The sequence below is a fragment of the Trinickia sp. Z7 genome, assembly GCF_056498045.1.
In genome coordinates, this window is sequence record NZ_JAUEQW010000001.1 from 224,684 (window position 1) to 248,192 (window position 23,509).

General features: G+C 64.3%; 23 protein-coding genes. 5 read left to right on the top strand and 18 right to left on the bottom strand.

Going from position 1 to position 23,509, the window contains the following annotated elements; genetic code table 11:
* Positions 1-71 precede the first annotated feature (71 nt).
* The 10 genes from uraD to QQS38_RS01040 all read right to left on the bottom strand — a co-directional run bounded on the left by uraD (position 72) and on the right by QQS38_RS01040 (position 8,797).
* Positions 72-593, bottom strand: a complete 522-nt coding sequence (gene uraD, locus QQS38_RS00995; protein ID WP_479643512.1) for a 2-oxo-4-hydroxy-4-carboxy-5-ureidoimidazoline decarboxylase — start codon at positions 591-593, stop codon at positions 72-74.
* A complete protein-coding gene (gene puuE, locus QQS38_RS01000) occupies positions 590-1,540 on the bottom strand; it encodes an allantoinase PuuE (protein WP_479643513.1) in 951 nt (316 codons plus the stop codon). Before puuE ends, uraD begins: the two co-directional genes overlap by 4 nt.
* 195 nt (positions 1,541-1,735) lie before the next feature.
* Positions 1,736-2,485, bottom strand: coding sequence for an aspartate/glutamate racemase family protein (locus QQS38_RS01005; protein ID WP_479643514.1), 750 nt, complete (start codon positions 2,483-2,485; stop codon positions 1,736-1,738).
* A 33-nt stretch (positions 2,486-2,518) separates the two neighbouring features.
* Complete coding sequence (locus QQS38_RS01010) at positions 2,519-4,003, bottom strand: NCS1 family nucleobase:cation symporter-1 (RefSeq protein ID WP_479643515.1); 1,485 nt, start codon at positions 4,001-4,003, stop codon at positions 2,519-2,521.
* A 186-nt stretch (positions 4,004-4,189) separates the two neighbouring features.
* On the bottom strand, positions 4,190-4,885 hold the full coding sequence (locus tag QQS38_RS01015; protein ID WP_479643516.1) for a GntR family transcriptional regulator: 696 nt from the start codon (positions 4,883-4,885) through the stop codon (positions 4,190-4,192).
* A gap of 225 nt (positions 4,886-5,110) precedes the next feature.
* The gene (gene ldcA, locus QQS38_RS01020; RefSeq protein WP_479643517.1) at positions 5,111-6,037 is read right to left on the bottom strand and encodes a muramoyltetrapeptide carboxypeptidase; all 927 of its coding nucleotides are present in this window, start codon (positions 6,035-6,037) and stop codon (positions 5,111-5,113) included.
* Positions 6,038-6,094: 57 nt separating this feature from the next.
* Positions 6,095-6,709 (bottom strand): tRNA adenosine(34) deaminase TadA, encoded by a 615-nt coding sequence (gene tadA / locus QQS38_RS01025; protein WP_479643518.1) that lies wholly within the window; start codon positions 6,707-6,709, stop codon positions 6,095-6,097.
* Positions 6,706-7,122 (bottom strand): DnaJ family domain-containing protein, encoded by a 417-nt coding sequence (locus tag QQS38_RS01030; protein ID WP_479643519.1) that lies wholly within the window; start codon positions 7,120-7,122, stop codon positions 6,706-6,708. The genes tadA and QQS38_RS01030 overlap by 4 nt, the downstream gene beginning before the upstream one ends.
* 176 nt (positions 7,123-7,298) lie before the next feature.
* Complete coding sequence (locus tag QQS38_RS01035) at positions 7,299-7,559, bottom strand: hypothetical protein (protein WP_479643520.1); 261 nt, start codon at positions 7,557-7,559, stop codon at positions 7,299-7,301.
* 224 nt (positions 7,560-7,783) lie between these two features.
* Positions 7,784-8,797 carry a zinc-dependent alcohol dehydrogenase family protein gene (locus tag QQS38_RS01040; RefSeq protein ID WP_479643521.1) on the bottom strand — a complete coding sequence of 338 codons (1,014 nt, stop codon included), beginning with the start codon at positions 8,795-8,797 and terminating at the stop codon, positions 7,784-7,786.
* Between the two features lie 89 nt (positions 8,798-8,886).
* On the opposite strand from QQS38_RS01040, the gene QQS38_RS01045 reads away from it, so the two are divergent.
* Positions 8,887-9,819 (top strand): LysR family transcriptional regulator, encoded by a 933-nt coding sequence (locus QQS38_RS01045; protein ID WP_479643522.1) that lies wholly within the window; start codon positions 8,887-8,889, stop codon positions 9,817-9,819.
* Between the two features lie 172 nt (positions 9,820-9,991).
* A complete protein-coding gene (locus QQS38_RS01050; RefSeq protein ID WP_479643523.1) occupies positions 9,992-10,726 on the top strand; it encodes an ABC transporter substrate-binding protein in 735 nt (244 codons plus the stop codon).
* Positions 10,727-10,757: 31 nt separating this feature from the next.
* On the opposite strand, the gene QQS38_RS01055 is transcribed toward QQS38_RS01050, so the two are convergent.
* Positions 10,758-11,039: an antibiotic biosynthesis monooxygenase family protein gene (locus tag QQS38_RS01055; protein WP_479643524.1), complete on the bottom strand. Its 282-nt coding sequence runs from the start codon at positions 11,037-11,039 to the stop codon at positions 10,758-10,760.
* Between the two features lie 216 nt (positions 11,040-11,255).
* Between QQS38_RS01055 and QQS38_RS01060 the strand changes: the two genes are divergently transcribed.
* The 3 genes from QQS38_RS01060 to QQS38_RS01070 all read left to right on the top strand — a co-directional run bounded on the left by QQS38_RS01060 (position 11,256) and on the right by QQS38_RS01070 (position 14,568).
* Positions 11,256-12,038 (top strand): DeoR/GlpR family DNA-binding transcription regulator, encoded by a 783-nt coding sequence (locus tag QQS38_RS01060; RefSeq protein WP_479643525.1) that lies wholly within the window; start codon positions 11,256-11,258, stop codon positions 12,036-12,038.
* Complete coding sequence (locus QQS38_RS01065) at positions 12,035-13,204, top strand: MFS transporter (protein ID WP_479643526.1); 1,170 nt, start codon at positions 12,035-12,037, stop codon at positions 13,202-13,204. Before QQS38_RS01060 ends, QQS38_RS01065 begins: the two co-directional genes overlap by 4 nt.
* Positions 13,205-13,371: 167 nt before the next feature.
* Positions 13,372-14,568: a pyridoxal phosphate-dependent aminotransferase gene (locus QQS38_RS01070; protein ID WP_479643527.1), complete on the top strand. Its 1,197-nt coding sequence runs from the start codon at positions 13,372-13,374 to the stop codon at positions 14,566-14,568.
* Positions 14,569-14,586: 18 nt separating this feature from the next.
* Here the strand turns inward: QQS38_RS01070 and QQS38_RS01075 are convergent, their stop codons facing one another.
* The 7 genes from QQS38_RS01075 to QQS38_RS01105 form a co-directional block, all read right to left on the bottom strand.
* Positions 14,587-15,375 carry a lipoyl protein ligase domain-containing protein gene (locus QQS38_RS01075; protein WP_479643528.1) on the bottom strand — a complete coding sequence of 263 codons (789 nt, stop codon included), beginning with the start codon at positions 15,373-15,375 and terminating at the stop codon, positions 14,587-14,589.
* A 35-nt stretch (positions 15,376-15,410) separates the two neighbouring features.
* Positions 15,411-16,484: a 2,3-butanediol dehydrogenase gene (locus tag QQS38_RS01080; RefSeq protein ID WP_479644071.1), complete on the bottom strand. Its 1,074-nt coding sequence runs from the start codon at positions 16,482-16,484 to the stop codon at positions 15,411-15,413.
* 160 nt (positions 16,485-16,644) lie between these two features.
* Positions 16,645-17,766 carry an acetoin dehydrogenase dihydrolipoyllysine-residue acetyltransferase subunit gene (locus QQS38_RS01085; RefSeq protein WP_479643529.1) on the bottom strand — a complete coding sequence of 374 codons (1,122 nt, stop codon included), beginning with the start codon at positions 17,764-17,766 and terminating at the stop codon, positions 16,645-16,647.
* Positions 17,766-18,785, bottom strand: coding sequence for an alpha-ketoacid dehydrogenase subunit beta (locus QQS38_RS01090; protein WP_479643530.1), 1,020 nt, complete (start codon positions 18,783-18,785; stop codon positions 17,766-17,768). Before QQS38_RS01090 ends, QQS38_RS01085 begins: the two co-directional genes overlap by 1 nt.
* Positions 18,786-18,820: 35 nt before the next feature.
* A complete protein-coding gene (locus QQS38_RS01095; RefSeq protein ID WP_479643531.1) occupies positions 18,821-19,810 on the bottom strand; it encodes a thiamine pyrophosphate-dependent dehydrogenase E1 component subunit alpha in 990 nt (329 codons plus the stop codon).
* 42 nt (positions 19,811-19,852) lie between these two features.
* Entirely contained in the window at positions 19,853-20,974 is a 1,122-nt protein-coding gene (locus QQS38_RS01100) for an ATP-NAD kinase family protein (RefSeq protein ID WP_479643532.1), read from the bottom strand.
* Positions 20,975-21,177: 203 nt separating this feature from the next.
* Positions 21,178-23,202, bottom strand: coding sequence for a sigma-54-dependent Fis family transcriptional regulator (locus QQS38_RS01105; protein ID WP_479643533.1), 2,025 nt, complete (start codon positions 23,200-23,202; stop codon positions 21,178-21,180).
* Positions 23,203-23,509 lie beyond the last annotated feature (307 nt).

Below are 23,509 nucleotides of genomic sequence, written 5' to 3' on the forward strand. Positions count from 1 at the left end.
TATTCGGAACGGCGTAGCCACGCAGCGGCGAGCGTGCGGGCGCAGCCGCCGGCCGTTCGCCGCTCGCGCTGTCATCCGGTCACGAGATCGTCGATGCGGAAGCGGGCGATGCGAAAAACCTGCTCCAAGCTCGTACGCAACTCGTCCTCGCGCGCGTTGCTCAAGCGCGCTTCGAAATTGGCGATAATGCCGGCCCGATCGTAGCCGCGCACGGCCAGAATGAACGGAAAGCCGAATTTTTCCCGGTAGGCCTCGTTCAAGCGCCGAAGCTTGTCGAACTCTTCTTGCGCGCAGTGCGCGAGACCGGCGCCGCTTTGCTCGCGCGTCGATTCGGCAGTCAACTCCCCTCGCACCGCCGCTTTGCCGGCCAACTCCGGATGCGCATCGATAAGGGCAAGCTGGCGCTGGGCGCCTGCATTGCCGACGATCTCGCACATCGCCGCGTAAAGCGCATCGGCGCTGGCAAACGGACGCATTCGAGCTGCCCGCTCGGCCACCCACGGAGAGTGTTCGAAAATGCCCGCGAGCGCAGCCTCGAACGCGTCGGGCGGCATCGTATTGAGTTGTTCCAGCGTATATTGCATCGGGTTCATGCGGCGCGGCGGCCCATCAGAGGCTCAAAGGGATGGCGCGCATGCCAGTGGCGCGCGATGTCGACACGGCGGGCCACCCATACGCGATCGTGCCCTTCGATATGGTCCAGAAAGCGCTGCAATGCCCGAAAGCGCCCGGGGCGGCCCAGCAGCCGGCAATGCATACCGACCGACAGCATCTTCGGTGCTTCGTCGCCCTCTTCATAGAGCACGTCGAACGCATCGCGCAGATAAGCAAAGAAGTGATCGGCCGTGTTGAACCCCTGCGGGGTCGCGAAGCGCATATCGTTCGTATCGAGCGTATATGGCACGATCAGCTGCGGCCGCTGTTCTCCGCCCGTCACTTGCACCTGCGTCCAAAACGGCAGATCGTCACCGTAATAGTCAGAGTCGTATAAGAAGCCGCCGTATTCGGCGACGAGCCGGCGCGTGTTCGGGCTATCTCGGCCCGTGTACCAACCGAGCGGCCGGACCCCGGTGACACGCTCGATTGCCTCCATCCCCAACCGCATATGCTCGACCTCCTGCTCGGGCGGCATATCTTGGTAGTGGATCCATCGCCACCCATGGCACGCGATCTCGTGCCCCAACTCGACGAATGCGTGCGCCACGTCTGGATTGCGTTCGATGGCCATGCCCACGCCGAACACCGTCAGCGGCAGACGGCGTTTTTCGAACTCCCGCAGGATGCGCCAGACCCCCGCACGCGAGCCGTACTCGTAGATCGACTCCATGCTCATGTGCCGGGCGGGATACGCCGCGGCGCCGACGATCTCCGAGAGAAACTGCTCCGAACCCGGATCGCCGTGCAAGACGCAGTTCTCGCCGCCCTCCTCGTAATTGAGCACGAACTGGACGGCGATGCGTGCGCCTGCGGGCCAGTCGGCCTGAACCGGTTGACGGCCGTAGCCGATCAAATCGCGGGGATAGCGGGTATCGGATGTCATAGCAAGGATTCTTTACGAGCGTGGTGACGACGATGCCGCGACGCAGCGTGCAAGCCGCTCGGCGCACCGATACGTCGCTGTGCAATGAGTGTATATAAAACACCCCCTCGCGCCCATACGAGCGGGCCGATATCGAGGCTCACCCCGCTCGTATGTCGGGCGAGCCCGCCTGCGGCGGCAAGCGGCTCAAGCAGATCACGCGCCTCGCGCCTCGCGCGGCCCGAAATCGGCCAACGGCCCGTCATAGCGCTTGGGCAAAGGGTGATCGTACTCGCCGCGCTTAGCCGTGCCGAGTCTCAAGGAAACGAGCGCCTCGGCCCACTTGAGTGCTGCCGTCACCCCCTCTACGACCGGCGCGCCGATCTCGCGCTCGACGGCATGGCACAGATCGGCCATGCCGGCACAGCCGAGGACGATGGCATCGGCGCCATCTTGTTCGAGCGCTCGGCGGCACTCCTCCACGATCAACTGCCGAGCCGCACTGCCGGGCCGATCGAGTTCGAGCACGGGGACCTCGGTCGCGCGCACGGAGCGGCAGAAACGCTTCATACCGTAGCGCTCCGCGAGATGCCATGCCATGCCGGTCGTGCGCGCGAGCGTCGTCACGACGGAAAAGCCTGGCGCGATCACGCTGGCCGCGTGCATGGCCGCCTCCGCAATGCCGACGACGGGGCCGCGGGCGAGCTCGCGCGCCGCGAACAAGCCCGGATCGCCGAAGCACGCAATCACGTACCCGTCCACGCCTTCGCGCTCGCCCGCCGCGACTTCGGCCAGCAGGCCCGGCAGCGCAAGCGACTCGTCGTACCAGCTTTCGATCGACGGCGGTCCCATGGCCGATGTGGCCGCGACGACTTCGGTACCGGCGGCCGCAACGGCGCGTGCGCAGTGCGCCATCGTTTCCGTCATGCGCGCCGTGGTGTTTGGATTGATGAGCTTGATTTTCATCGCGCTGCGCCTCCAATGGCGGAATGTCTTGAATCAGCGACCCACTGTGCGCGCCGCGAACGCATAGAAAATGCCCGCGAGCGCAACCCCGATGAACCAAGAGAAGTTGGCGAGGGGCGCAAGCGCCGGGGTCATTACGCACACCACGGCGATGGCTGCCGCGGGCAGCACGGCCGCCACAGCGCGCCAATTGACGCCACCTCGATACCAGTAGGCGCCCGATTCCGACATCGAATAGAGATCGTCGAGCACGACGTGTTGTCGCTTGACGAGGTAGTAATCGACGATCAAGACGCCGTACAGCGGCCCGATGAACGAGCCGAGCACATCGAGCGTGTAGTGGATCACCGCCGGGTTGTTGAAAAGATTCCACGGCGTGATGAAGATCGAAGCCGTCGCAGCGACCATGCCGCCCGCGCGCCAACTGATGTGCTTGGGCGCGACGTTGGAGAAATCGAACGCGGGCGAAACGAAGTTGGCGACGATGTTGATGCCGATGGTCGCGATCATGAACGTCAACGCGCCCAACACCACGGCGAACGGTTGATCGATGCGCCCCACCGTGGCGACGGGGTCGGTGATCAACTCGCCGAAGACAGGCAGCGTCGCCGATGTCGTGACCACCGTCACCAGCGAAAACGCGAGAAAATTGACGGGCAGGCCCCAGAAATTGCCGCGCTTCACGCTCGAATAGCTCTTGCAGTATCGCGAAAAGTCGCCGAAGTTCAGCATCGGCCCCGAGAAGTACGAAACGACGAGCGAAATCGCGGTGATCGTGACGGGCAAGGCTTCCCAACCGTGGTACTTCACCGTGCCGAGATTGAGACTGATGTTCGAGATGCCCGCGCGGGTCACCATGTAGCCAGCCAAGATGAACATCACCACATAGACGGCGGGGCCGGCGAAGTCGATGAACTTCTTGATCGTCTCCATGCCGTTCCAAAACACGAACGCTTGCAGCACCCAAAGCGTCATGAAGCCGGCCCAACCGAGCGCGGACAATCCGAGCCACCCGTGGCGATGGACATCGGCATACGGCATGAGCTGCGGAGCGAATTTGAGCAGAACGATGACGAAGGCGCTCGATGCGAGATACGTTTGAATGCCATACCATGCGACGGCGATCAGGCCGCGGATCACGGCCGGGATGTTCGCCCCGAGCACGCCGAAGGTCGCGCGGCAAATGACGGGATAAGGCACGCCGGTGCGCTGGCTCGATTTCGCGATCAAGTTGGCAAACATGTTCACGATGCCGATGCCCACCAGCAGCGCAATCAACACTTGCCAGCTCGTCAAGCCGAGCGCGAACAAACTGCCCGCGAAGACATAACCGCCCACGCTATGAACGTCCGACATCCAGAACGCGAAGATGTTGTAGGTGCCCCAGTGCTGATCGCGTAGCGGCGCTAGGTCGGCATTGCACAGGCGTTCGCTGTAGCCGGCGGGCAAGCCGGCGCCGCTAGTCGAGGGCGATGGGCCAACGGCGCCCGCATCGGTGGGTATGGTCAGGTCAGGCATGAGCGTCTCCGGTGAAGGAAAAGAGCGTTGCCGCGCAGCGCCAAGGCGCCGCGCACGTGACGAAGCGCCTCGTTCAACCGGTCGCAGTCGGCGCAACCTGCGACCTTCGCCCCAAGGATAGTTAGTTCTCCTAAATAAATCGTCTGGCTTGGCGCGCTCTGCACGGCGCGCCGGAAAACGTTCGAGCTAAGGGCCGAAGACTTCACGCAGATCGGCTGCGCCGCGCGCAGGCCGATCGAGCATCTTCAATTCCACCGTCTCCAAATGCCGCACCATCAGGTCCGATGCATGCGCCGTATCGCCGGCCTCTATTGCAGCGACGATTTGCGCATGCTCGTCGAACGAGCACGGACTGCGTCCGAGCGATTCGTACAACGCCGAAATCAACGTCGAGCGCGCAACGAGTCCGGTCAAGCAATTGCAGAGCACGCGATTGCCCGTTAGCACGGCCAAGGCCGTATGGAATTCGCCCGACAGGCGAATCCACGAACGGAAATCGCGGCGCTCGAATGCCGTGCGTTCGCGCTCGATCATCTTCGCGATCGACTTCAAGTGCGCCGCGCCTTGGCCGCCTTGATTGCGACATACGCGCTCGATCACGGCCGCCTCGATAATGCGGCGCATTTCGAACACTTCATGAACTTCCTGAAGCGACGGACTTGCAACGAACGCCCCGCGATTCGGCTCCAGATCGACGAGATGCTCGGTGGCCAGCAACGACAAGGCTTGGCGCACGCTCCCGCGCTTGACGCCGAACACGTCGCACAGTTGCGCCTCCGTCAGCTTTGCCCCGGGTTCGAGCCTATGCTCGAGAATCGCGTCGCGAATACGTTCGGCGATCGCCGCGGGCGTTGCCGGCTCCGATGATTTCGCTGTCGACATGTTGGCTATAGTAGATTCGACATAAAGATTGTCAACAATTTATTTTGCCAAAGCGCACGCCCCGGGGTGCCTAAAAACCTCTGATTTATCCGCTACTTGGTGCATAGCGCAATGATTGAGTGCATTCTTCGGCGCCCGTTGCACCAACATCCAGCATCGAATGCGGCCGAAAATTGTCAACAATTCGGTCGTTCGGTGTCCGGAGCGCCTAGTCGCCGCGTCGCCTCAACTCAACGTGGGGTGTCCACTGACGGTTAGGGCGAAGCCGTCCCGCCCGGCTTGCAGCCTAGAGTGCGCACCAAAAGGAAGCGTGAGAATGTCCGCCCCATGGCCGAACCGTAGCCCCGTCACGATGGGCAATCCAGTGAGGCTACCGATCTGCTCGATCACCGATGACAAATCGAAACCGTTGTCATACGGCGAGAGCTTGCCTCCCGTGAAGTCGCCAAGCACGATGGCGTGCTGACGAGCGAGGATGCCGGCCAGATGCAGTTGATAAAGCATGCGCTCTACCCGGTAAGGATGCTCGTTCACGTCCTCGATGAATAAAATGCCGCCCTCGATGTGCGGCATATAAGGCGTGCCGACGAGGGCGGCGATCATCGCGAGATTGCCGCCCCAGAGCGTGCCGGTGACATCGACCTCCCGCGCTTGGGCAATCGCTTCTCGCACCGTGAACTCGGGGGATTCGAGCGCGCGCCAAAAATGCTCGAGGGTGAACTCGCTTTGTATCTGCGCACCGAAATTGGCGGTAAGCATGGGGCCGCCGAATGTCACCAGTCCCGAGCGTGCGAACAGCGCCAACTGAATCGCCGTGAAATCACTATGCCCGCAAATCGCAACGCGTTGGCCAGCGAGGCGGCGTGCGAGCCCAGCGTAATCGAGCGCATCGAGAAGGCGAACGGCGCCGTACCCGCCGCGCAGCGCCAAGACGATGTCCGGCAAGTCGCGGGCCGGATCGGCGAGACGATTCAAATCTTGGGCGCGCTCGGCGTCCGTGCCGCCGAAGCGCAAGTGGCGGCGCAACGCCGCCTCCCCGCCACGGACTTCGTGACCTTGCGCTCGCAGTCGATCCATGCCGCGTTCGGCGGCGAGGGCGTCGGGCGGGTAGCCGGAAGGAGCGACGATCTCTATCGTGCGGGAACGGGGCATGGTCGGTCTATTCGAGGGGAAAAATCGCGCACCGAGGACTCGCGTGACCTGGCGGCATCAGACGGGCTGCTGCGGCACACAGGCCTGGGCTCGGGCCGCCGCGGCCGCGCGTTCCGCTCGGATTGCCCGACGGCGATCGGCAAAAAACGACTTCAGCGTGTTGCCGCATTCGGTTGCGAGCACGCCGCCCGTGACCTGCGTATGGTGATTGAGCTGAGAATTGGCGAACGCATCGACGACGCTTCCGCACGCCCCGGTCTTAGGATCGCGCGCACCGAAAACGACGCGCGCAATGCGCGCATGCATGATCGCGCCGGCGCACATGAGGCACGGCTCGAGCGTCACATAGAGTTCGCACCCGGGCAAACGATAGTTTTGCAGCGATTGCGCAGCCGTGCGCAACGCGATCATTTCGGCGTGAGCGGATGGGTCGTGTGCGCCGATCGGATGATTGAAACCGGTTGCGATCACGTGGTCGCCGCGAACCAGCACCGCGCCGACGGGCACTTCCCCGGCTGCGCGGGCCGACTGAGCGGCATCGAGCGCCAACGACATATAACGCCGATCGCGCTCCGAATGCACCGGCCCCGCCTCTGCCGCGGTCAAGCCCCCGCTCGTGCCGATCGGGTCCTGCCGCTGCGGTAGCCCCGCGGCGGGCAGCGGCTCGTTCACGAAAGCCTCGCCGGCGGGGATGGGAGCGCCGCGGTTTCGCCGTCTTGCACCCGCTCCGACAAACGCTCGGCGATGCGGCGGCAATATTCGCGAGGAACGACCGTCGGCTCGCCGCGAAGCGACTCGAGGGCCATATCGAGCGCGAGCAGCTTCGCCTGCAGCCGACAGCGCGTAGCCCGATCTCCCGCCGCCTGCAATTCTTCTTGCAGGTGTCTGAGCGAGCGCAATTGTTCGACTGCCGGCGGCACGAAGCCGGCGTTCTTCAAAATGCGATTGGCGACACGAACCTCCTCGGGCACGAGCAAGTCGTCGTCGAGGTTCTGTGGCGCTCCGGCTCCCGGCAAGTCGTCGAACTCGCCACGGGCGGCGGCGGCGGCAATGCGCTGTTCGACCAAGGCATCAAGCAATTTCATCTGCGATCCACTACATTGCGGCGAGCGCATTTTAGCAGGGAGTCAATGCCCGCTTACTGGAGCAATCGCTCGGGAGCATCGTCGGCACTCGGCGTGGGCCGCTAAAAGCGTGTCGCAGGCCACCGCCGGAGACGGGCGCACTTGGCTGCCCGCTCGGCCGGCGCCCTGTAACCGGGCTACTTCCCGACTTTGGCGCGCAGCTCGCGCGCCGTCTCCAGCAAACCTTCGTAACCTGCGCGGCTATGCTCGGGCAGATCGGGATCGCCGACGAGTGCGCCGAGCGTCTCGATCAGGCTGTAGAGGATGCCCTTGGCTGCGCTTACGGCGATATTGCCCGAGGAGAGCAACGTATCGACGTGGTCGAGGGCGTCGTGGAGGTGGTCGAGTTCGGGAGAGGTGGGCTCTTGCTTCGGGTCGGTCGGATCGGGATTCGTCATGGCAGTCCTATGGGTCTATCGCGGTCGACGCCGCGACTTGCGTGCGGCGACCTCGCTCGACTCTTATATACCGGGCTGCGGGCATCGTCTACTGCCAATCGGCCGCCCCGCGGACGTCGCCTTGCACGGCTCGCTCGGGCGCTACGCGGCGGTCGGGCCGCAGGCATGAAGCGCGCGAAAACGAGGAGGCGGCGGCAACGGCCGCAGGCGGCGAGCTTGGGCGCTCAGCGCCACCCATGCGCGATCGCGATCTTGCCGAAATGTTGGCCACCCTGCGCAAGGTAAGCGTACGCCTCTTGCGTCTCGTCGCTTCCGAAAGTCTTGTCGATCACGGGCGTCATTTTGCTCGCCGCCACGGCGCGCGCGGCATCCCGCAAATCCGCAACCGAGCCGGTCGTGTTGCCCTGCACGTTGAGTTCCTTCCTCATGATCGCGAACAGATCGGCCGTTGCCGTGGTGCCGGTGACGAAGCCGATAACGAAGACGGTGGCGCCGAGCGCCGCGGCATTGATCGAGCGGCCGAACGTTTGCGTGCCGCCCGTTTCGATGATGAGATCCGCCCCGGCGCCGCCCGTCATCTCGAGAACCGCCTCGTCCCACGCCGGCGTGCGCCGGTAGTTGACGGTGAAGTCCGCGCCTAGCGCCCTTGCCCGCTCGAGCTTCTCGTCGGAGGACGACGTGATGATCACCGTCGCGCCTACCGCCTTTGCCAATTGCAAGGCCATGACGCTCACCCCGCCCGTACCGATTAGCGCAACGACCGACCCAGCGCGCGCGCCGGCCGCGCGCAGGCCGCGCCAAGCCGTCGTTGCGGCGATCGGGAGCGTGGCGGCCGCTTCGTCGGTCAGATGCGAGGGCGTCGGCACGAGCGCGCTCGCCGGCAAGACGACGTACTCGACCAACGAGCCGGGCAATACCACGCCCCGCGTGGCCGCGCTGATTTCGGCACGAGCGGGGCCGCCCGCCCAAAGCGGCTTCGAATGCGCAATCACGCGCTGGCCTACGACGAATTCCGTCACGCCTGCGCCGACGGCGGCCACCTCGCCCGCACCGTCGGCCACCGGAATCAAAGGAAATCGCGGAACGGGGTAGCCGCCGGTGGCGACGGCAAGGTCCACGAAATTCAGGCTCGCCGCCCGCATGGCGACCAACACTTCACCAGGGCCCGGCTCCGGCTGCGGCAATGTCACACGGCGGAAAGCATCGAGAGAAGGTGCGGAAAGTTCGACGGCATGCATGGTTTGTCTCCTCGGGTTGAATGGAAACAAGCTTACTGATGCATAGATATCCGATAAACTTACCAAACCACACGACAATCGTGCATACCATGCAGCAATGGCCCGATGGAAGTCATATTGCCGAGATGGCGGCGTTTGCCGCCGTAGCCGAGCTCGGTTCGTTCACGAAGGCCGCTTCGGCGCTGAGCCGCGACGCGACGGTTCTCTCACGCCGCGTGCAGTCGCTGGAGCGGCGGCTTGGCGTCAGGCTTCTGACGCGCACGACGCGCCACGTCGCAATGACCGAGGCCGGCGCGGGCTTCCTGGTTCAAGTGCAAGCGATCATGGCGGCATTGGCCGAAGCGCAGGAGGCGGCCTCGGCGCACGGAAGCGGCGAGGCGCGCGGCACGCTGCGCCTCGCACTGCCCGCCACGTTCGGGCGGATGTGGATCGCTCCATCGCTGCCCGACTTCATGGCCGCCAACCCGCAAGTGCGCATCGATGCGTCTTACGCAAATCGATTCGTCGACCTCGTGGCGGAAGGTTTCGACGCGGCCGTGCGCCTCGGGGAACTCGCCGATTCGCGGCTGGTGGCGCGGCGCATCGCGCCGCGGCGTCGCCTGCTGTGCGCGGCTCCCTCGTTTCTGGAGCGCTACGGTGCGCCCGAGCGCCCCGAAGATTTGGCGCGGCTGCCCTGCCTCGCCTTCACGGGGCTCGCCTCGCACCCTAATTGGACCTTCGGCAATGCCCATGGTGAGCGCGTGACGGTACGTGCCGACGGGCCGCTCGTCTCGGACGACGCCGAAGCGCTCGTTCACGCCGCCGTGCAAGGCTTGGGAATCATGCTCAGCACGGATTGGCTGGTCGGCCGGGAACTCGCGGCGGGCACGCTCGTGCCCACGCTTGCACAATGGCTGCCGCAAGACGAAGGCGCCATCTACGCCGTCGTGCCGTCGAACCGCCTGTTACCGGCAAAAACCCGCGCGTTCGTGGACTGGATCGCGCAGCGCTTTTCGCCGTCGCCGCCCTGGCGCGTCGAGTAGCACTCGAGTAGCATCTGCACGCACCAGGGCGAGCCGCATTTTTGCGACGTACGTGTAGCTCGGCGCCGGTCCGTCGTCGGTATGATTGGCAAGGCGCGCCTGCCGCGCTCGCGCATCACCCTCTTTCAACTTTGAAAAACCGCACCTGCATGGGCGGTGCGATCCCAAAGCCATGAACATCGACCCTTCTCTTGCAAGCGCGTTCGCGCCTACCGGCAGACTGCGCGCTTCGATCAATCTCGGCAACCCGATCCTCGCCAATCGGCACGCCGAGTCGGGCGAACCTTACGGCGTATCGATCGACCTCGCGCGGGCGCTCGCCCAAAGGCTGAGTGTCCCGCTCGAGTGGGTCATCTTCGACACGGCCGGAAAATCCGTCGAAGCCGTGAGCGAGGAACGCGCCGATTTCGGCTTTTTTGCCATTGATCCCGTTCGCGGCGAGAAAATCGCCTTCACCGCGCCGTATGTCTTGATCGAAGGCTTTTATCTCGTGCACAACGACTCCCCGATCCGGACGAACCAAGACGTCGATCGACCGCACAACCGGGTCGTCGTCGGCAAAGGCAGCGCATACGATCTATTCCTGACACGCGAACTCGAGCACGCGCAAATCGTTCGTGCGCCCAGTTCGTCCGCCGTCGTGCACACCTTCGTGGAGCATGGTCTGGAAGTGGCGGCAGGCGTAAAGCAACAACTCGAGGCAGATGCTCGCACGATCGAAGGTCTTCGCATGCTGGGCGAGCGATTCATGGTCATCCAGCAAGCCATGGGTATTCATAAAAGCCGAGGCGATGCCGCGGCCACGGCGCTCGGCGCCTTCGTCGAAGAAATGAAGGCATCCGGCTTCGTTGCGCAAGCCCTGAAGCGGCATGGGATCACCGGCGCGTCCGTGGCCCCGAGCGTTTGAGCGTTCGAGCGCGTTGAACCGCGCCTTGAACCTACTGGACGCGCACCTCCGTATGAACGACCTCGGGCGGCTTGGCAAAGAAGCCGCCAACCAAGCCTCGCCACACCTGAAAATCCTCCGATTGCCGGAAGTGGACCATGTGGTCCTCAACGGTCTCCCATCGCACGACCAACACATAGCGGGCATCGTGTTCGACGACACGATGCAATTGCGCTCCGCCGCAGCCTTTCGCGCGCGCAAAGAGCGGTAACGCCTGCTCGACGCGCGCCTCGAAGTCCGCGTTCGTCCCCGGCAGCACTTCGATGTGAGCCATTTCCAGTACCACGTTTCCTCCGTCAGTGTCTTGGTGACAAAGCGTTCGCCATCCAGCCAAGGCTCGGGCGCTCGCCTGGAACGCAACCTTACAACGCGCGCCGCCGCGAAGCCAGCGTCGCGCGGTGAACGCGGGTGTCTGCGCGTTTTTGAAATGAACGCATATGCACGTTTATGCACGTTTACATTCTCGTTTGTGCACGATATGCTACCCCCCATGAACGAAGACATCCCTCTTGCTCGACGCGATGCAATCGCAACCCGGCTTGCCCAGGGCCAGCCGGTGGTCGCGGCGGCGCTCGCGATCGAATTCGACGTGTCGGAAGACGCGATTCGGCGCGACTTGCGCGCGCTGGCGGCGCAAGGGCGCTGCCGCCGCGTCTACGGCGGCGCATTGCCGATTGCGCCGGGTTCGGCGCCGATGGCGGCGCGCCTCGATGAAGGCCGAGCGCGCAAGGCTGCATTGGCGCGCGCGGCCGTGCCGTTGATCGAGCCGGGCGAATTGCTGTTCCTCGATAGCGGCAGCACGAACGTGGCGCTCGTCGACTTGTTGCCGGAAGAGCGCGACCTCACGGTGGCGACCAATTCGATCGATATCGCAGCCGCTGTGCTGCGGCGATCCGATTTGCAATTGATCGTGATCGGCGGCACGGTCGATCACATGGTTGGAGGCTGCATCGATGCGAGCGCGGTCCAGGCCGTCGCGCAATTCGATTTCGATCGATGTTTCCTCGGTGCTTGCGCCCTGTCGCCGAAAACCGGCGTAGGGGCAACCAGCATTGCGGATGCGGTTTTCAAGCGCGCGGTTCTCGCGGCCAGCCGCAACAGCGTGACGCTTGCGACGGCCGACAAGTTTGCCGCGCGCGCGCCCTATCGCGTCGCGCCTATCAAGGCCATCGGTCATGTCGTCGTCGAATACGAGATCTCTGACATGCAGTGCGAAAGCCTATCGAAAGCGGGTACGTCGGTGGTCAAGGCCGAACGTCCCGAGCGCGAATGAGCGCGCCCGTTTCGCAAGCGCGCGGCGCCACGCCGGCCGACACGCCCGCCACGCGTCTGGCCACGCGCTTGGCCTTTCTCGTGGCCGGGTTCGGCGTGGCGTGCTGGGCGCCGCTCGTTCCCTTCGCCAAGCAGCGGCTCGGCGTCGACGAGGGCATGCTCGGTCTCTTGCTGCTTTGCCTCGGCCTGGGTTCCGTGATCGCGATGACGCTGACGGGCGCGCTTAGCGCGCGCTATGGCAGCAAGCCGATCATCGTGTCCGCCGGCATCGGGCTGGCGGTGTTCCTGCCTTTGTTGACCGTCGCCGACACCCCTCTTATGCTTGGTCTCGCGCTATTGGCATTCGGGGCATCGCTCGGCTCGCTCGACGTAGCGATGAATGTTCACGCCATCGAAGTCGAGCGTGCCGCCGGCCGGCCGTTGATGTCCGGATTTCACGGCCTATTCAGCGTCGGCGGATTCGCCGGATCGGGTTTGATGACGCTGCTGCTTTCCTTGCACATCGGGGCGCAGGCAAGCACCGTGCTGTGCGCGGTGCTGATGCTCGTCGCAATGGCGATCGCACAGCCACGCCTGCTCGAACGGGTTCAGCGCAACGGCGGCCCGCTGTTCGTCGCGCCGCGAGGGATCGTACTGCTGCTCGCGAGCCTCACCGCAATTACGTTCCTGGTCGAGGGTGCGCTGCTCGATTGGAGCGCGCTGCTCGTGACCGAGAAAGGACTCATGCTCGCCAGTCGAGGCGGGTTGGGCTATTTGCTTTTCTCCATCGCCATGACGGCGGGACGGCTCGGGGGCGACGCGATCACGGCGCGATTCGGCGATCGATCGACGCTGCTGTGGGGCGGCATTCTTGCGACGGCGGGCTTCGCGACACTACTCACCGCACCCATGGCCGCCCTTGCGATGACCGGATTTCCACTGATCGGTCTGGGCGCATCGAACATCGTTCCCGTTCTGTTTCGCCGCGCGGGATCGCAACGGGCGATGCCCTCTGCGCTCGCCGTCTCCGCCATCACCACCACCGGCTATGCGGGCATTCTCGTAGGACCGGCCGGCGTTGGCTTCGTGGCCAAGGCAATCGGCCTGCCTGGCGCATTCTGGCTACTGGCCGGCTTGTTTTGCCTCGTTCCGTGTTGCGCGCGCGTGGTCACGGCGAAGCGGTCTTGAGCAGGCCGACGATCGACTTCGCTCGATTCGCCGCCAGAAGTTCGTAGTGGTGGCTGCAGCGCCGTTGCCTTCGCCACCGCCCGGCCCGCGTTCCTGGTATGGTTGTTCGGCGCGACACGCCCCACGGCTGAGCGCCTTCCCGCATTCGACCAAGGACACCGCGCCTCATGAACGCCAGTCTTGCTCCCACCGAAAGATCGCCGGTCGCAGCACGCGACGCGATTCGCGAGTTACGTGCCTCACGCATCCGCGAAGTGGCCAACGCGGGCTTGGGCATACCGGATGTGCTGCCGTTTTGGTTCGGCGAGTCCGATCGCGTTACCCCCGACTTCATTCGAGCAGCAGCGACCGATGCGCTGTCGCGCGGCGCGACGTTTTACACGCACAATCTGGGCATCCCGGCCCTGCGCGGCGCACTGGCCGACTATGTCGGCGCATTGCACGGCGCCACCTCGGTCGATCATGTGGCCGTCACGAGCGCCGGCGTCAACGCGCTCATGCTGGCTGCGCAATTGGTCGTGGGGCCGGGCGCTCGCACCGTCGCCGTCACGCCGTTATGGCCGAACGTCGTCGAGATACCGAAGATACTCGGCGCTCAAGTGCGAACCGTCTCGCTCGACTATGCCGCACACGGTTGGACCCTCGATGTCGACAAGCTGCTGGCCTCGCTCACGCCCGACACCAAGCTCTTGACCATCAATTCACCCAGCAACCCGACGGGTTGGGTCATGCCGCGCGAAGCGCAACAGGCCGTGCTCGAACATTGCCGAAAGCATGGCATTTGGATCCTGGCCGACGAAGTCTATGAGCGGCTCTATTACGGCGGCCAACCGGCGGCGCCGTCGTTCTTGGATATCGCCGAGCGGGACGAACGCGTCATCTGCGTGAACTCGTTCTCCAAGTCGTGGCTGATGACCGGCTGGCGACTCGGCTGGATGGTGCTGCCCACGGCGCTGACGGGGGATCTGAGCAAGCTGATCGAGTACAACACGTCATGCGCGCCCGCGTTCGTGCAAGAAGCCGGAGTAGTTGCCGTGCGCGACGGTGAAGCGTTCGTGCGCAGCGAGCAATCGCGGTTGCGCGGCGCGCGCGATCATCTCGTCAATGCGCTCGCTGCGCTGCCGGGCGTGGACGTGCATACGCCCGAAGGCGCCATGTACGTGTTCTTCCGCGTGAGCGGCGCGCACGATAGCTTAGCGCTGTGCAAACGGCTCGTGCGCGAGGCGCGGCTGGGACTCGCGCCGGGAAGCGCTTTCGGTCCGGAGGGCGAAGGCTTTCTGCGATGGTGTTACGCGTGCGATGCCGCGCGACTCGACGAAGGCGTCGACCGCTTGGGCACGTTTCTATCGCGAGCGGCCGGTTGAAGGAGTCCTTCTGCGGTATCAGGCGGCCGGCTCACCGGCTAAGCCCGCTATCGACCACCCATCCGAGCAGTCGGCCGCAACGCAGGCGCGCAATGCCGCCATGACCTCCCGGTCGAGGCGATCGGCCGCGGGGAGACCCAGTCCCGCCGCGCAAAGCGCCTGCTGTACGCTGATCACGCGCCCGGCGAGGTAGTGCCTGCCGCTTCCGATAGCCGCTTCGAATGCATTCGCGCGTTGATTGATTTCCTCGGGATCAGCGCTGACCAGCAACACCGCATGCGCCAGCACCGCATGCAGCGGCGGCGACGTTCCGTCCGCCGCCGCGTCGAGACGACGCCAATATTGCGCGGTGCCGGCAATCTTGCGAACGTCATCCGGTGGCCCCCAAGCCAGATTGAAGCGGCCGTCGCAGAAAGAGCCTTCCACCGGCCGCCAATGCGTCTGCAACCCCAACATCCCAAGCGCCCTTTGCAGCAGTTCGCATAGATGCCGATACACGGCCTCGGAAAGCTCGCCCACCGTCCCCCGTACTTGATACGCAAGGCTCACATTGACGATGCCCGGCCCCTGTGGCACGAGCCCGCCGCCGGACATGCGCAAGAACACGGGAGAACCGCGCCGCGCGAACTCGGCCTGCGCCTGGTCGAGCGCCGCGTAGCGCCGGTAGCTGCGCGGCACCACGAGCGAGAGCGGAGCCTGCCAGAGATGCGCAACGCGCCGCCCCCCCGCAGCCAGCGACAGCAACTCCTGCTCGGCGGCGAGGGGGTCGTCCGAACCGATTGCGAAATCGACGATATCGAATGACATGGTCATCTGGATCGAGCGGTATTCGGCTGCAGCGCTCACACGGTCGCCAGTTGCCCCGGAGACACGATGATCTTCACGTTGTTTTCCTTATGGTGGACCAACTGTTCGAAACCCTCGTGCACGATGTCCTCCAACTGAATCCGGCCGGTGATGAATGGTGTCACGTCGATACGGCCATCGGCGATGAATGCAATCACATCGGCGAACTCCCCGTTGTAAGCGAGCGAGCCTATCACATGCTTCTCGGTGGACACGAGCTCGAAAAAGTTGAAGCTGCTCGGCTCCTCGAAGATGCCGACCATCACGCACGTGCCGGCTTTGCGGATCGTATCGATCGCAAGCTTTGCCGTGTCCTTGTGGCCGATACATTCGAAGCTCACATCCGCGCCAAGGCCTCCCGTCAAACGACGGATCTGAGCCAGCGCATCGCATGAGGACGGATCGATCACATGGCTCGCCCCCACCGCCTTCGCACGAACCTTGCGCGCCGCCGACATCTCGAGCGCGATGACTTGCGCCGCCCCGGCTGCGCGTGCACACGCGATCGTGCATAGTCCGATCGTACCCGCCCCGACGACCACCACATGCTGCCCCAGCAGGTTACCCGCCTTCTTCACGGCATGCATGCCGACTGCGAGCGGCTCGATCAACGCACCAGCCTCGGTCGGAAAATTATCGGGCAGCTTATAAAGCAGATTGGCCGGCACGTTGACGCGTTCTGCAAATGCGCCGTTGTTCATGAGGCCGGTGAAGGCGAGGTTCTCGCAGATGTTGTACATCCCGTGCGTGCAGTAATAGCAATGGCCGCAGTGCTGGCAAGCGTCCGCGGCCACGCGCTCGCCCACGGCGAACCCTTGCACGCCGGCGCCCAACGCGGCGATCTCGCCGCAAAACTCGTGACCGAGAATGCACTGGCCTTGGATACCGGTGAGCGGATGGGGCGTATCCACGGGGATGAACACCGGGCCCGCCAGATATTCATGCAGATCCGAACCGCAAATCCCGCACCAATGGACGCGGATTTGCACCCACCCTTCGGGCGGGGCGTCGGGCAGCGGGACGGTTTCGACGCGGATGTCGTGCCGGCCGTGCCAGACGGCTGCACGCATGGTGTCGCGTTGAGCGTCGGTCGAGCAAGTCATGAAGTGTCTCCAAACGTGTCATTGCCGCTCGAAGGGCATGGCGGCGCCAAACGCAAGCCGCGGCCGATTCGAACGATGAAAAGGAATCGAGGCCCGGCCGCTTCCCAGCGGCCGGAAGGACAAGACATCAACCGCCGGACAGATGGCGTTGCAATGCGGCGTTCACTTCGCTGGCTTTCTCGAGCATGGCCATGTGGCCTGTAGCGTCGAATCGAATCACCTTCGCATGCGACGGCGCATGGGCGGCCTGCTCGGCCGGAATCACGCGGTCCTCGTTACCCCAAAACACGAGCACCGGCTTGTCCCATGCCGCCAGGTCATCGGCTAGCACCGCCGATTGCTTGCCGCCGCCGAAGAGCGCCGCGCCCAATTGCGCGAGCAACGGCTCGACACCGTCCATGCGCTTGAACTTGAGCATGTCGTCGATCATTTGACGGCTCACCAGATCCTGATCGGCAAACAGCTGCTCCAATACCGGCTTGAGTTCGCGCCGCGATTGCGCCTGCACGAAGCCATCGGTATAGCCGCCGTTGATCTCGGAAGCCAAGCCGGCCGGGCTGACCAACGCCAAACTGGCCACGCGCTCCGGCGCGCTGACTGCCATCTGGATCGCAATGGCGCCCCCCATCGAATGTCCCACGAGGTGAGCGGGCCCAGTCACCTCGGCGGCGCGCAGGAATTTCAGAACGAACTCGGCCAGCGCGGCGATCGACGCGCCGGGCAGTTTGGCTTGACTCTGCCCGTGCCCGGGGAGGTCGAGTGCGATAACAGGATGTTTATCGGCCACGGCATCGAGGTTGAACAGCCAGTTGTTCAGGTCGCCCCCGAAGCCGTGAATGAACACCACCGGCGTGCCCTGCTCCGGTCCGCGCCTTGCATAGCGAATACGAACTCCGTCGACGTCGGCATACTCGAATGAAGGTCCCGTCTCGCCTTCATCGCCTCCGGCGGCCGGCACCTCGTATGCGGCGACGTAGGCCTCGATTTGCGCATCGCTCACTTCGCTCTCGGCCAGCACGCCGAGCAGCGCCTTGACAGGAAGCGTCTCGCCGCTTTGCGCGACGATCCGGCGCAGCAGACCCGCATCCGTGGCTTCGACGGCATTGGAGATCTTGTCGGTCTCCACATCGACGAGCGCCTCGCCCACGTCGATGCGCTGGCCTTCCTTGACGAGCCAGTCCTGCACGGTGCCTTCGCGCATTTCCAAGCCCCACTTGGGCATGACGATAGGGATGATCTGTGCGGCCATCAGTTCTTCCCTCCTTTGCCCAGCGTGCGGCGCGCCGCCTCGGCGATCTGCGCGCCGCTCGGGATGTAGAGATCTTCGAGCGTCGGCGAGAACGGTACCGGCACATGGGGCGGCGCGACCATCTCGATGGGACCCTTGAGCGCACCGAAAATGCGCTGCGCCACTTGTGCCGAAATGTCGGTTGCGATGTTGCAGCGCGGGCTGGCCTCGTCGACCACGACGAGGTGACCGGTGTTCTCCACCGATTCGAGCACCGTATCGATATCGAGCGGCGAAAGCGTACGCAAGTCGATCACCTCCGCTTCGATCCCTTCCTTCGCCAACTGCGCGGCCGCCTCGAGCGCGCGATGCACCATCAACCCGTACGTCACGATCGATACATGCTTGCCGTCGCGCACGACATTGGCCTCACCGAACGGAATGGCGTACGAGTTCTCCGGCACGTCGCCTTCGAATCCGTACAGATTCTTGTGCTCGCAGAAAATCACCGGGTCGTCGTCGCGGATCGATTGGATCAGGAGCCCCTTCGTGTCATACGGCGTGCTGGGGCAAACCACCTTCAACCCGGGGATGTGCGTGAACAGTGGGGTCAGCATCTGGGAGTGCTGCGCAGCCGCGCGGAAACCCGCACCGACCATGCAGCGGATCACCACCGGCGTCTGCGCTTTGCCGCCGAACATATAGCGGAACTTGGCCGCCTGATTGAAGATCTGGTCGAAACACACGCCCATGAAATCGATGAACATCAGTTCTGCGATCGGACGCATGCCGCACGCCGCGGCGCCGATCGCCGCGCCCACGTAAGCGCTCTCGCTCAACGGCGTATCGAGCAAGCGATCGCCGTGCTTCGCGTACAGGCCTTTGGTCACGCCGAGCACGCCGCCCCAGGCGTCTTTCTCGCCCTCGGCGCCGGCGCCGCCGACTATGTCTTCGCCGAGCATGATCACACTCGGATCGCGCGTCATTTCCTGATCGATCGCTTCGTTGATCGCCATCTTCATGCTGAGTTTGCGGGCCATGATGCGTATTTCCTTTGATTCGTCGAGTTCGCGGTTCAATACTTCACGTAGACGTCGGTCAGCAGATCGGCCGGCTCGGGATGCTCCGCGGCCTTTGCTTCCTGCACGGCACGCTCGATGAGCGTGGCGATCTCGCCGTCGATATCGTCGAGTTCGCCCTTCGTGAGCACGCCGGCCTGCGTGACGCGGGCCGAGAAAATCTTCAAGCAGTCGCGATGGGCGCGGATGTCGTCGAGCTCGCCGGGCGCCCGGTAAGTCTGTGCGTCGCCTTCGAAGTGGCCGTAAAAGCGCACCATCTTGCATTCGAGCAGCGACGGGCCGCCGCCCTCGCGAGCGCGTCGAATCACTTCGCCCGCCGCTTCGTGCACGGCGAAGAAGTCGGTGCCGTCCACCGTGACGCCGGGAATGCCGAAGCCGGCCGCACGATCGACATAGCTATCCACGGCGGTGCCGTACTCGCGCGCCGTCGCTTCCGCATAGCCGTTGTTTTCGATGACGAAGATGACGGGAAGATTCCAGACCGCCGCGAGGTTCAAGCTTTCGAGAAAGGTGCCCTGATTCGAGGCCCCATCCCCAGCGAAGGTAATTCCGACTTCACCTTTCCCGCGGAATTTCGCTGCCAAGGCAGCGCCGCAAATCAAGGGCGCGCCCGCGCCCAGAATGCCGTTCGCGCCCATCATCCCTTTGGACAGATCGGCGATGTGCATCGAGCCGCCCTTGCCGTTGCAAGAGCCCCCGGTCTTGCCGTAGATCTCCTTCATCATGCCGATCACGTCCACGCCCTTCGCGATGCAATGGCCGTGGCCGCGGTGCGTGCTGGCAATGCGGTCGCCGTCGTGCAGGTGGTGCAAGATGCCCACGCCGGCCGCCTCCTCGCCGGCGTAGAGATGGACGAAGCCAGGGATGTCGCCGCGCGAGAAATCGACGTGCAACCGCTCCTCGAACTCGCGAATCGTGCGCATCTTGCGATAGCAGTCGAGCAGTTCTTTACGGCCCAGCGGCAGGGCTGCGGGGTTCGCTGTCATGCGTGTCTCCTTTGGTGTGTGTTGCTTCAGGGTGCAAAAAAGTCAGAAGGCTGGCGCTCCCGCGCCTGACGCCGGCGAAAGTTGCGCGCGCAACAAGCCGTGCGTGGCGGCGTAGCGCAAGCAATCGGCCACCGCGATGGAACGGAACGCTCGCTCGCGTAAGGTGATCGCCATCCGATCGTTCGGCCCGAACGTGATCTCACGCTCACCGTCCAAGGCCACTACACCGGCGCGTTGGCTGACCATTACCGGCTCGCCGTCGACTAAGCGGCGCCAGCCGTACACAGGCACGGGTTGCAAAAGCCCTGGTGCGATCGGTGCATGAAGATGGAAAAGCGGATCGACTGCCTCGCCTCGCGTCGCGTGCGGCTCGGGGGGCGCCACTTGCACGTGCAGGCCACCGGGTGCGCGCCGGCCCACCGGTGCGAGCATCCCTCCGATCGCCGACAGGCCGATCGCCTCGGGATCGGCAAAGGCCATGTAGATGGCAGCGAGCGAATCGGTCCGCCATAGCGCCTTTGCGCCGATGTAATGTTCGTGCGCGATCGCCACGTCTACGAGCGCAATGTCGTGGTGCACGGCGCCTCCGCTCGCATACAGCGTTACGTCGAGCCGCTTGTTATAGACGAGCGCCTGATCGGCCGCGATGCGGTCCATCGCATAAAGCCCTACCGCGAGGCCTGCCGATGTGGCCTCGCGTAGCTCGGGATAAGCGTTATTGGTTCCGGTCGATAAACCGGCGATAGGAACCTGCCCGCACTCGCGCACGACGGCACGATGCGTACCGTCGCCGCCCAGGACGACGATGGCCGAGACAGCCGCCTCACGCATCAAGCGCGCGGCAAGAAGCGTATCGTCGACGCGGCCCGTCGCGCTCATCGCGAGCCACTCCAATCGCGGCCATATTTGGCTGCCGCTCGACGCCGAGCGCTCACGTTTCAGATGCCGCTCGAGCATCGGCATCAGGCCTTCGCGGTCCGGCATCATCAACACGCGTGTCACGCCGCAAGCGCCGAGCGCTGACATGGCGCGCAGCACGATATTGACGCGGTCGGCCAATTGCAGGCTGTTTGCGTTCGCCACGACACGGCGAATGTCGCGAGCAGAAACGGGATTGGCAATGATGCCGACCGCTGGCGGACGAACCGGTGAAGGCTCGTGCATGCCTGTCTCCTAATGTATTGGTATCGACAGGCTTAACTGCAATAGGTATGCCATGCTGATTCCGGCCAAAATCTTCGGGATTACCCCGAAGATTCAGCGGGAAAGTGCAGGCGTTTCGGCGGAAGCCGTAACAGGTGTCACAGCATCAGATGTATCGCGGTTGACAGGCGTATCGTGGGCCCGGGCAGGCCGCTGCGGCACCGCTAAGATCGTGAGTCATCCGGGCTGCCGGCGACGCGTGACGAAACGGCATCGCTACGGTTCGGCGATTGGATACCGTGGCGCGCCATGCGCCGGTACAGCGTCATGCGGCTGATCCCCAATTCGCGTGCGACGGCACTTAGGTTCCAGCCGTGGGCGCGCAGGTGCCGCGTGAGAAGCGCGCATTCGGATTCGCGCGCGTCCGGTTCGATGACGGCGGCTCGCACCTGCTCGGCCTTGCCGGGCGCCGAGGCATCCGGCAGGCCTAAGTTTCCCGGCCCGCCGATGCCATCTGGCAGATCGCTCGCCTCGATATGTTCGTCGTTGCAGACGGCACGGGCATATTCGAGCGCGTTGCGCAGTTCGCGCAGGTTGCCCGGCCAGCGATGCCGATGCAGTTGCGAGCGCGCCGATTCGGACAGTGAGAATCGCCGCGAGCCGTCGGATCCGGAGAGAAACTTGTCGATCAGCCAATCGATATCGCTGCGTTCGCGCAGCGGCGGCAGGAGGAGCCGCGCGCCGTTCAGACGGTAATAGAGGTCTTCGCGGAATCGTCCGTCGCCGATCAGCCGGTCGAGCGGATGGTGCGTCGCCGATATCACTCGAATGTCGACCGAGACGGGACGCGAAGCGCCGATCGCGAGCACTTCGCCTTCGGCGAGCACGCGAAGCAGGCGCGACTGCAGATCTCTCGGCATATCCCCGATCTCGTCCAGGAACAACGTGCCGCCATCGGCCTCTTGGATCAATCCGCGCTTGGCTTTAGACCCGGCGCCCGAGAAGCTATTGGGCAAGTGTCCGAACAGTTCGCTCTCGATCAGCGTTTCTGGAATCGCGGCGCAATTGACGGCGATGAACGGGCCGTCGCGACGCGCGCTTGCTCGATGCAAAGCACGCGCGAGGTACTCTTTGCCGCTACCCGTTTCGCCGTTGATGAGCAAATTGATGGGCGCATCGACAAGCCTCGCGGCCAGCTGCAATTGACGCTGCAGCGCCGCGTCGTCGCCGCACAGCGCGGCCAATTCGCGCGGCAACGGCGCTTGCGCATCGTCCGCCGCGCCCGTGGGCACAGGCAACATCGGCGGCATGGCGCTCAGATACAGGCGCTTGCCGCTCCCCGCCAAGCGGACGACGCGCTCCTCGCTCGGACGCGAATACACGAAGCGCCCCAATTGCTCGAGCGGCAATTCGAACAGTGCGTCGAACCGCATGCCGAGCGGCGGCGAACTCGCCGACTCCAAACTGGCCTCGGCCGTCAACATGTGCTGAGCGCGGCGGTTATGGCCGACGATACGGCCGCTCGCATCGAGCGCGATCAGATACTCGGGATTGACGTCGATGAATTCCGGGGCAGGACTCAGTTTGAGGATCCAGTCACGCCTGTGACGCCTGAGGAAATACGCATCCTCGATTCGGCTCGCGTAGGTCCGCACGAGATAGAGCGCGAAGGTTTGACTATCCTTTGCAAGCGGCGAACTCAACGCCGATATGTCCAAAATTGCATGGAGCTGGCCGTGCGAATCGAACAGCGGCGCCGCGGTGCAGGTCAAAGGAATGTGCGTGGCATCGAAGTGATCGTTCCGATGCACGGTGAGGGCATAGCCCGTCGCCAGCGCCGTGCCGACTGCGCAGGTGCCCGCCCCATCCTCGCTCCATTGCGCGCCGAGGTACAGGCCCGCGCGGCGCAATCCGGCATCGGCGCCCTCGTCGCCGAGGTAGTCGACGGCGACCCCGTCCGCATCCGTCAGCAGGACGACGTAGCCCGTCCCGGCGACCTGGCTGTAGAGCGTTTCCAGGCCATACCGTGCGATGCGGGCGAAATCGTCGATGCGCTGCTGATGCTCGCGCAGCCGCTGCGCCGGAACGATGCGTGCCTCCTGCATGCGAGTCGGATCGAGACCGTACTGGTGTACGCAACGCTGCCACGAGCTTTGGATGATGGCATCGTGCATCCGCGCCGCGACGGGGGGCTGGCCGGTGGTGGTTAGGACCACCGTTTCGATGTGATCGCGCTGCCGGACGTCCATGGTTGTCTCCTGTGTCCGGACGTACGTTGCTGGACACAATGGCACCGGCTCGCAGGCCGATGACCTTTCGGGCGCTGCCGCGGGGCGCACCCGATGTTTCGAGTTCGAACGCCTAATGTACCACCGCCGAGGGAAGAGTCGAGTGCGCTTCGGTCGCTGCGCGCTGCAGGCGGAGATCCGGCCGAGAGGCCGGGCGGCACTTGGCGACGCCGAGGCACGTCGGATGACGGCGCTAGCATGCGAGTCGGGCATCGCACGTGAAGCGTTGTACCGCTCGCACTCGTTCGAACGCTCTCCTCGATACCGT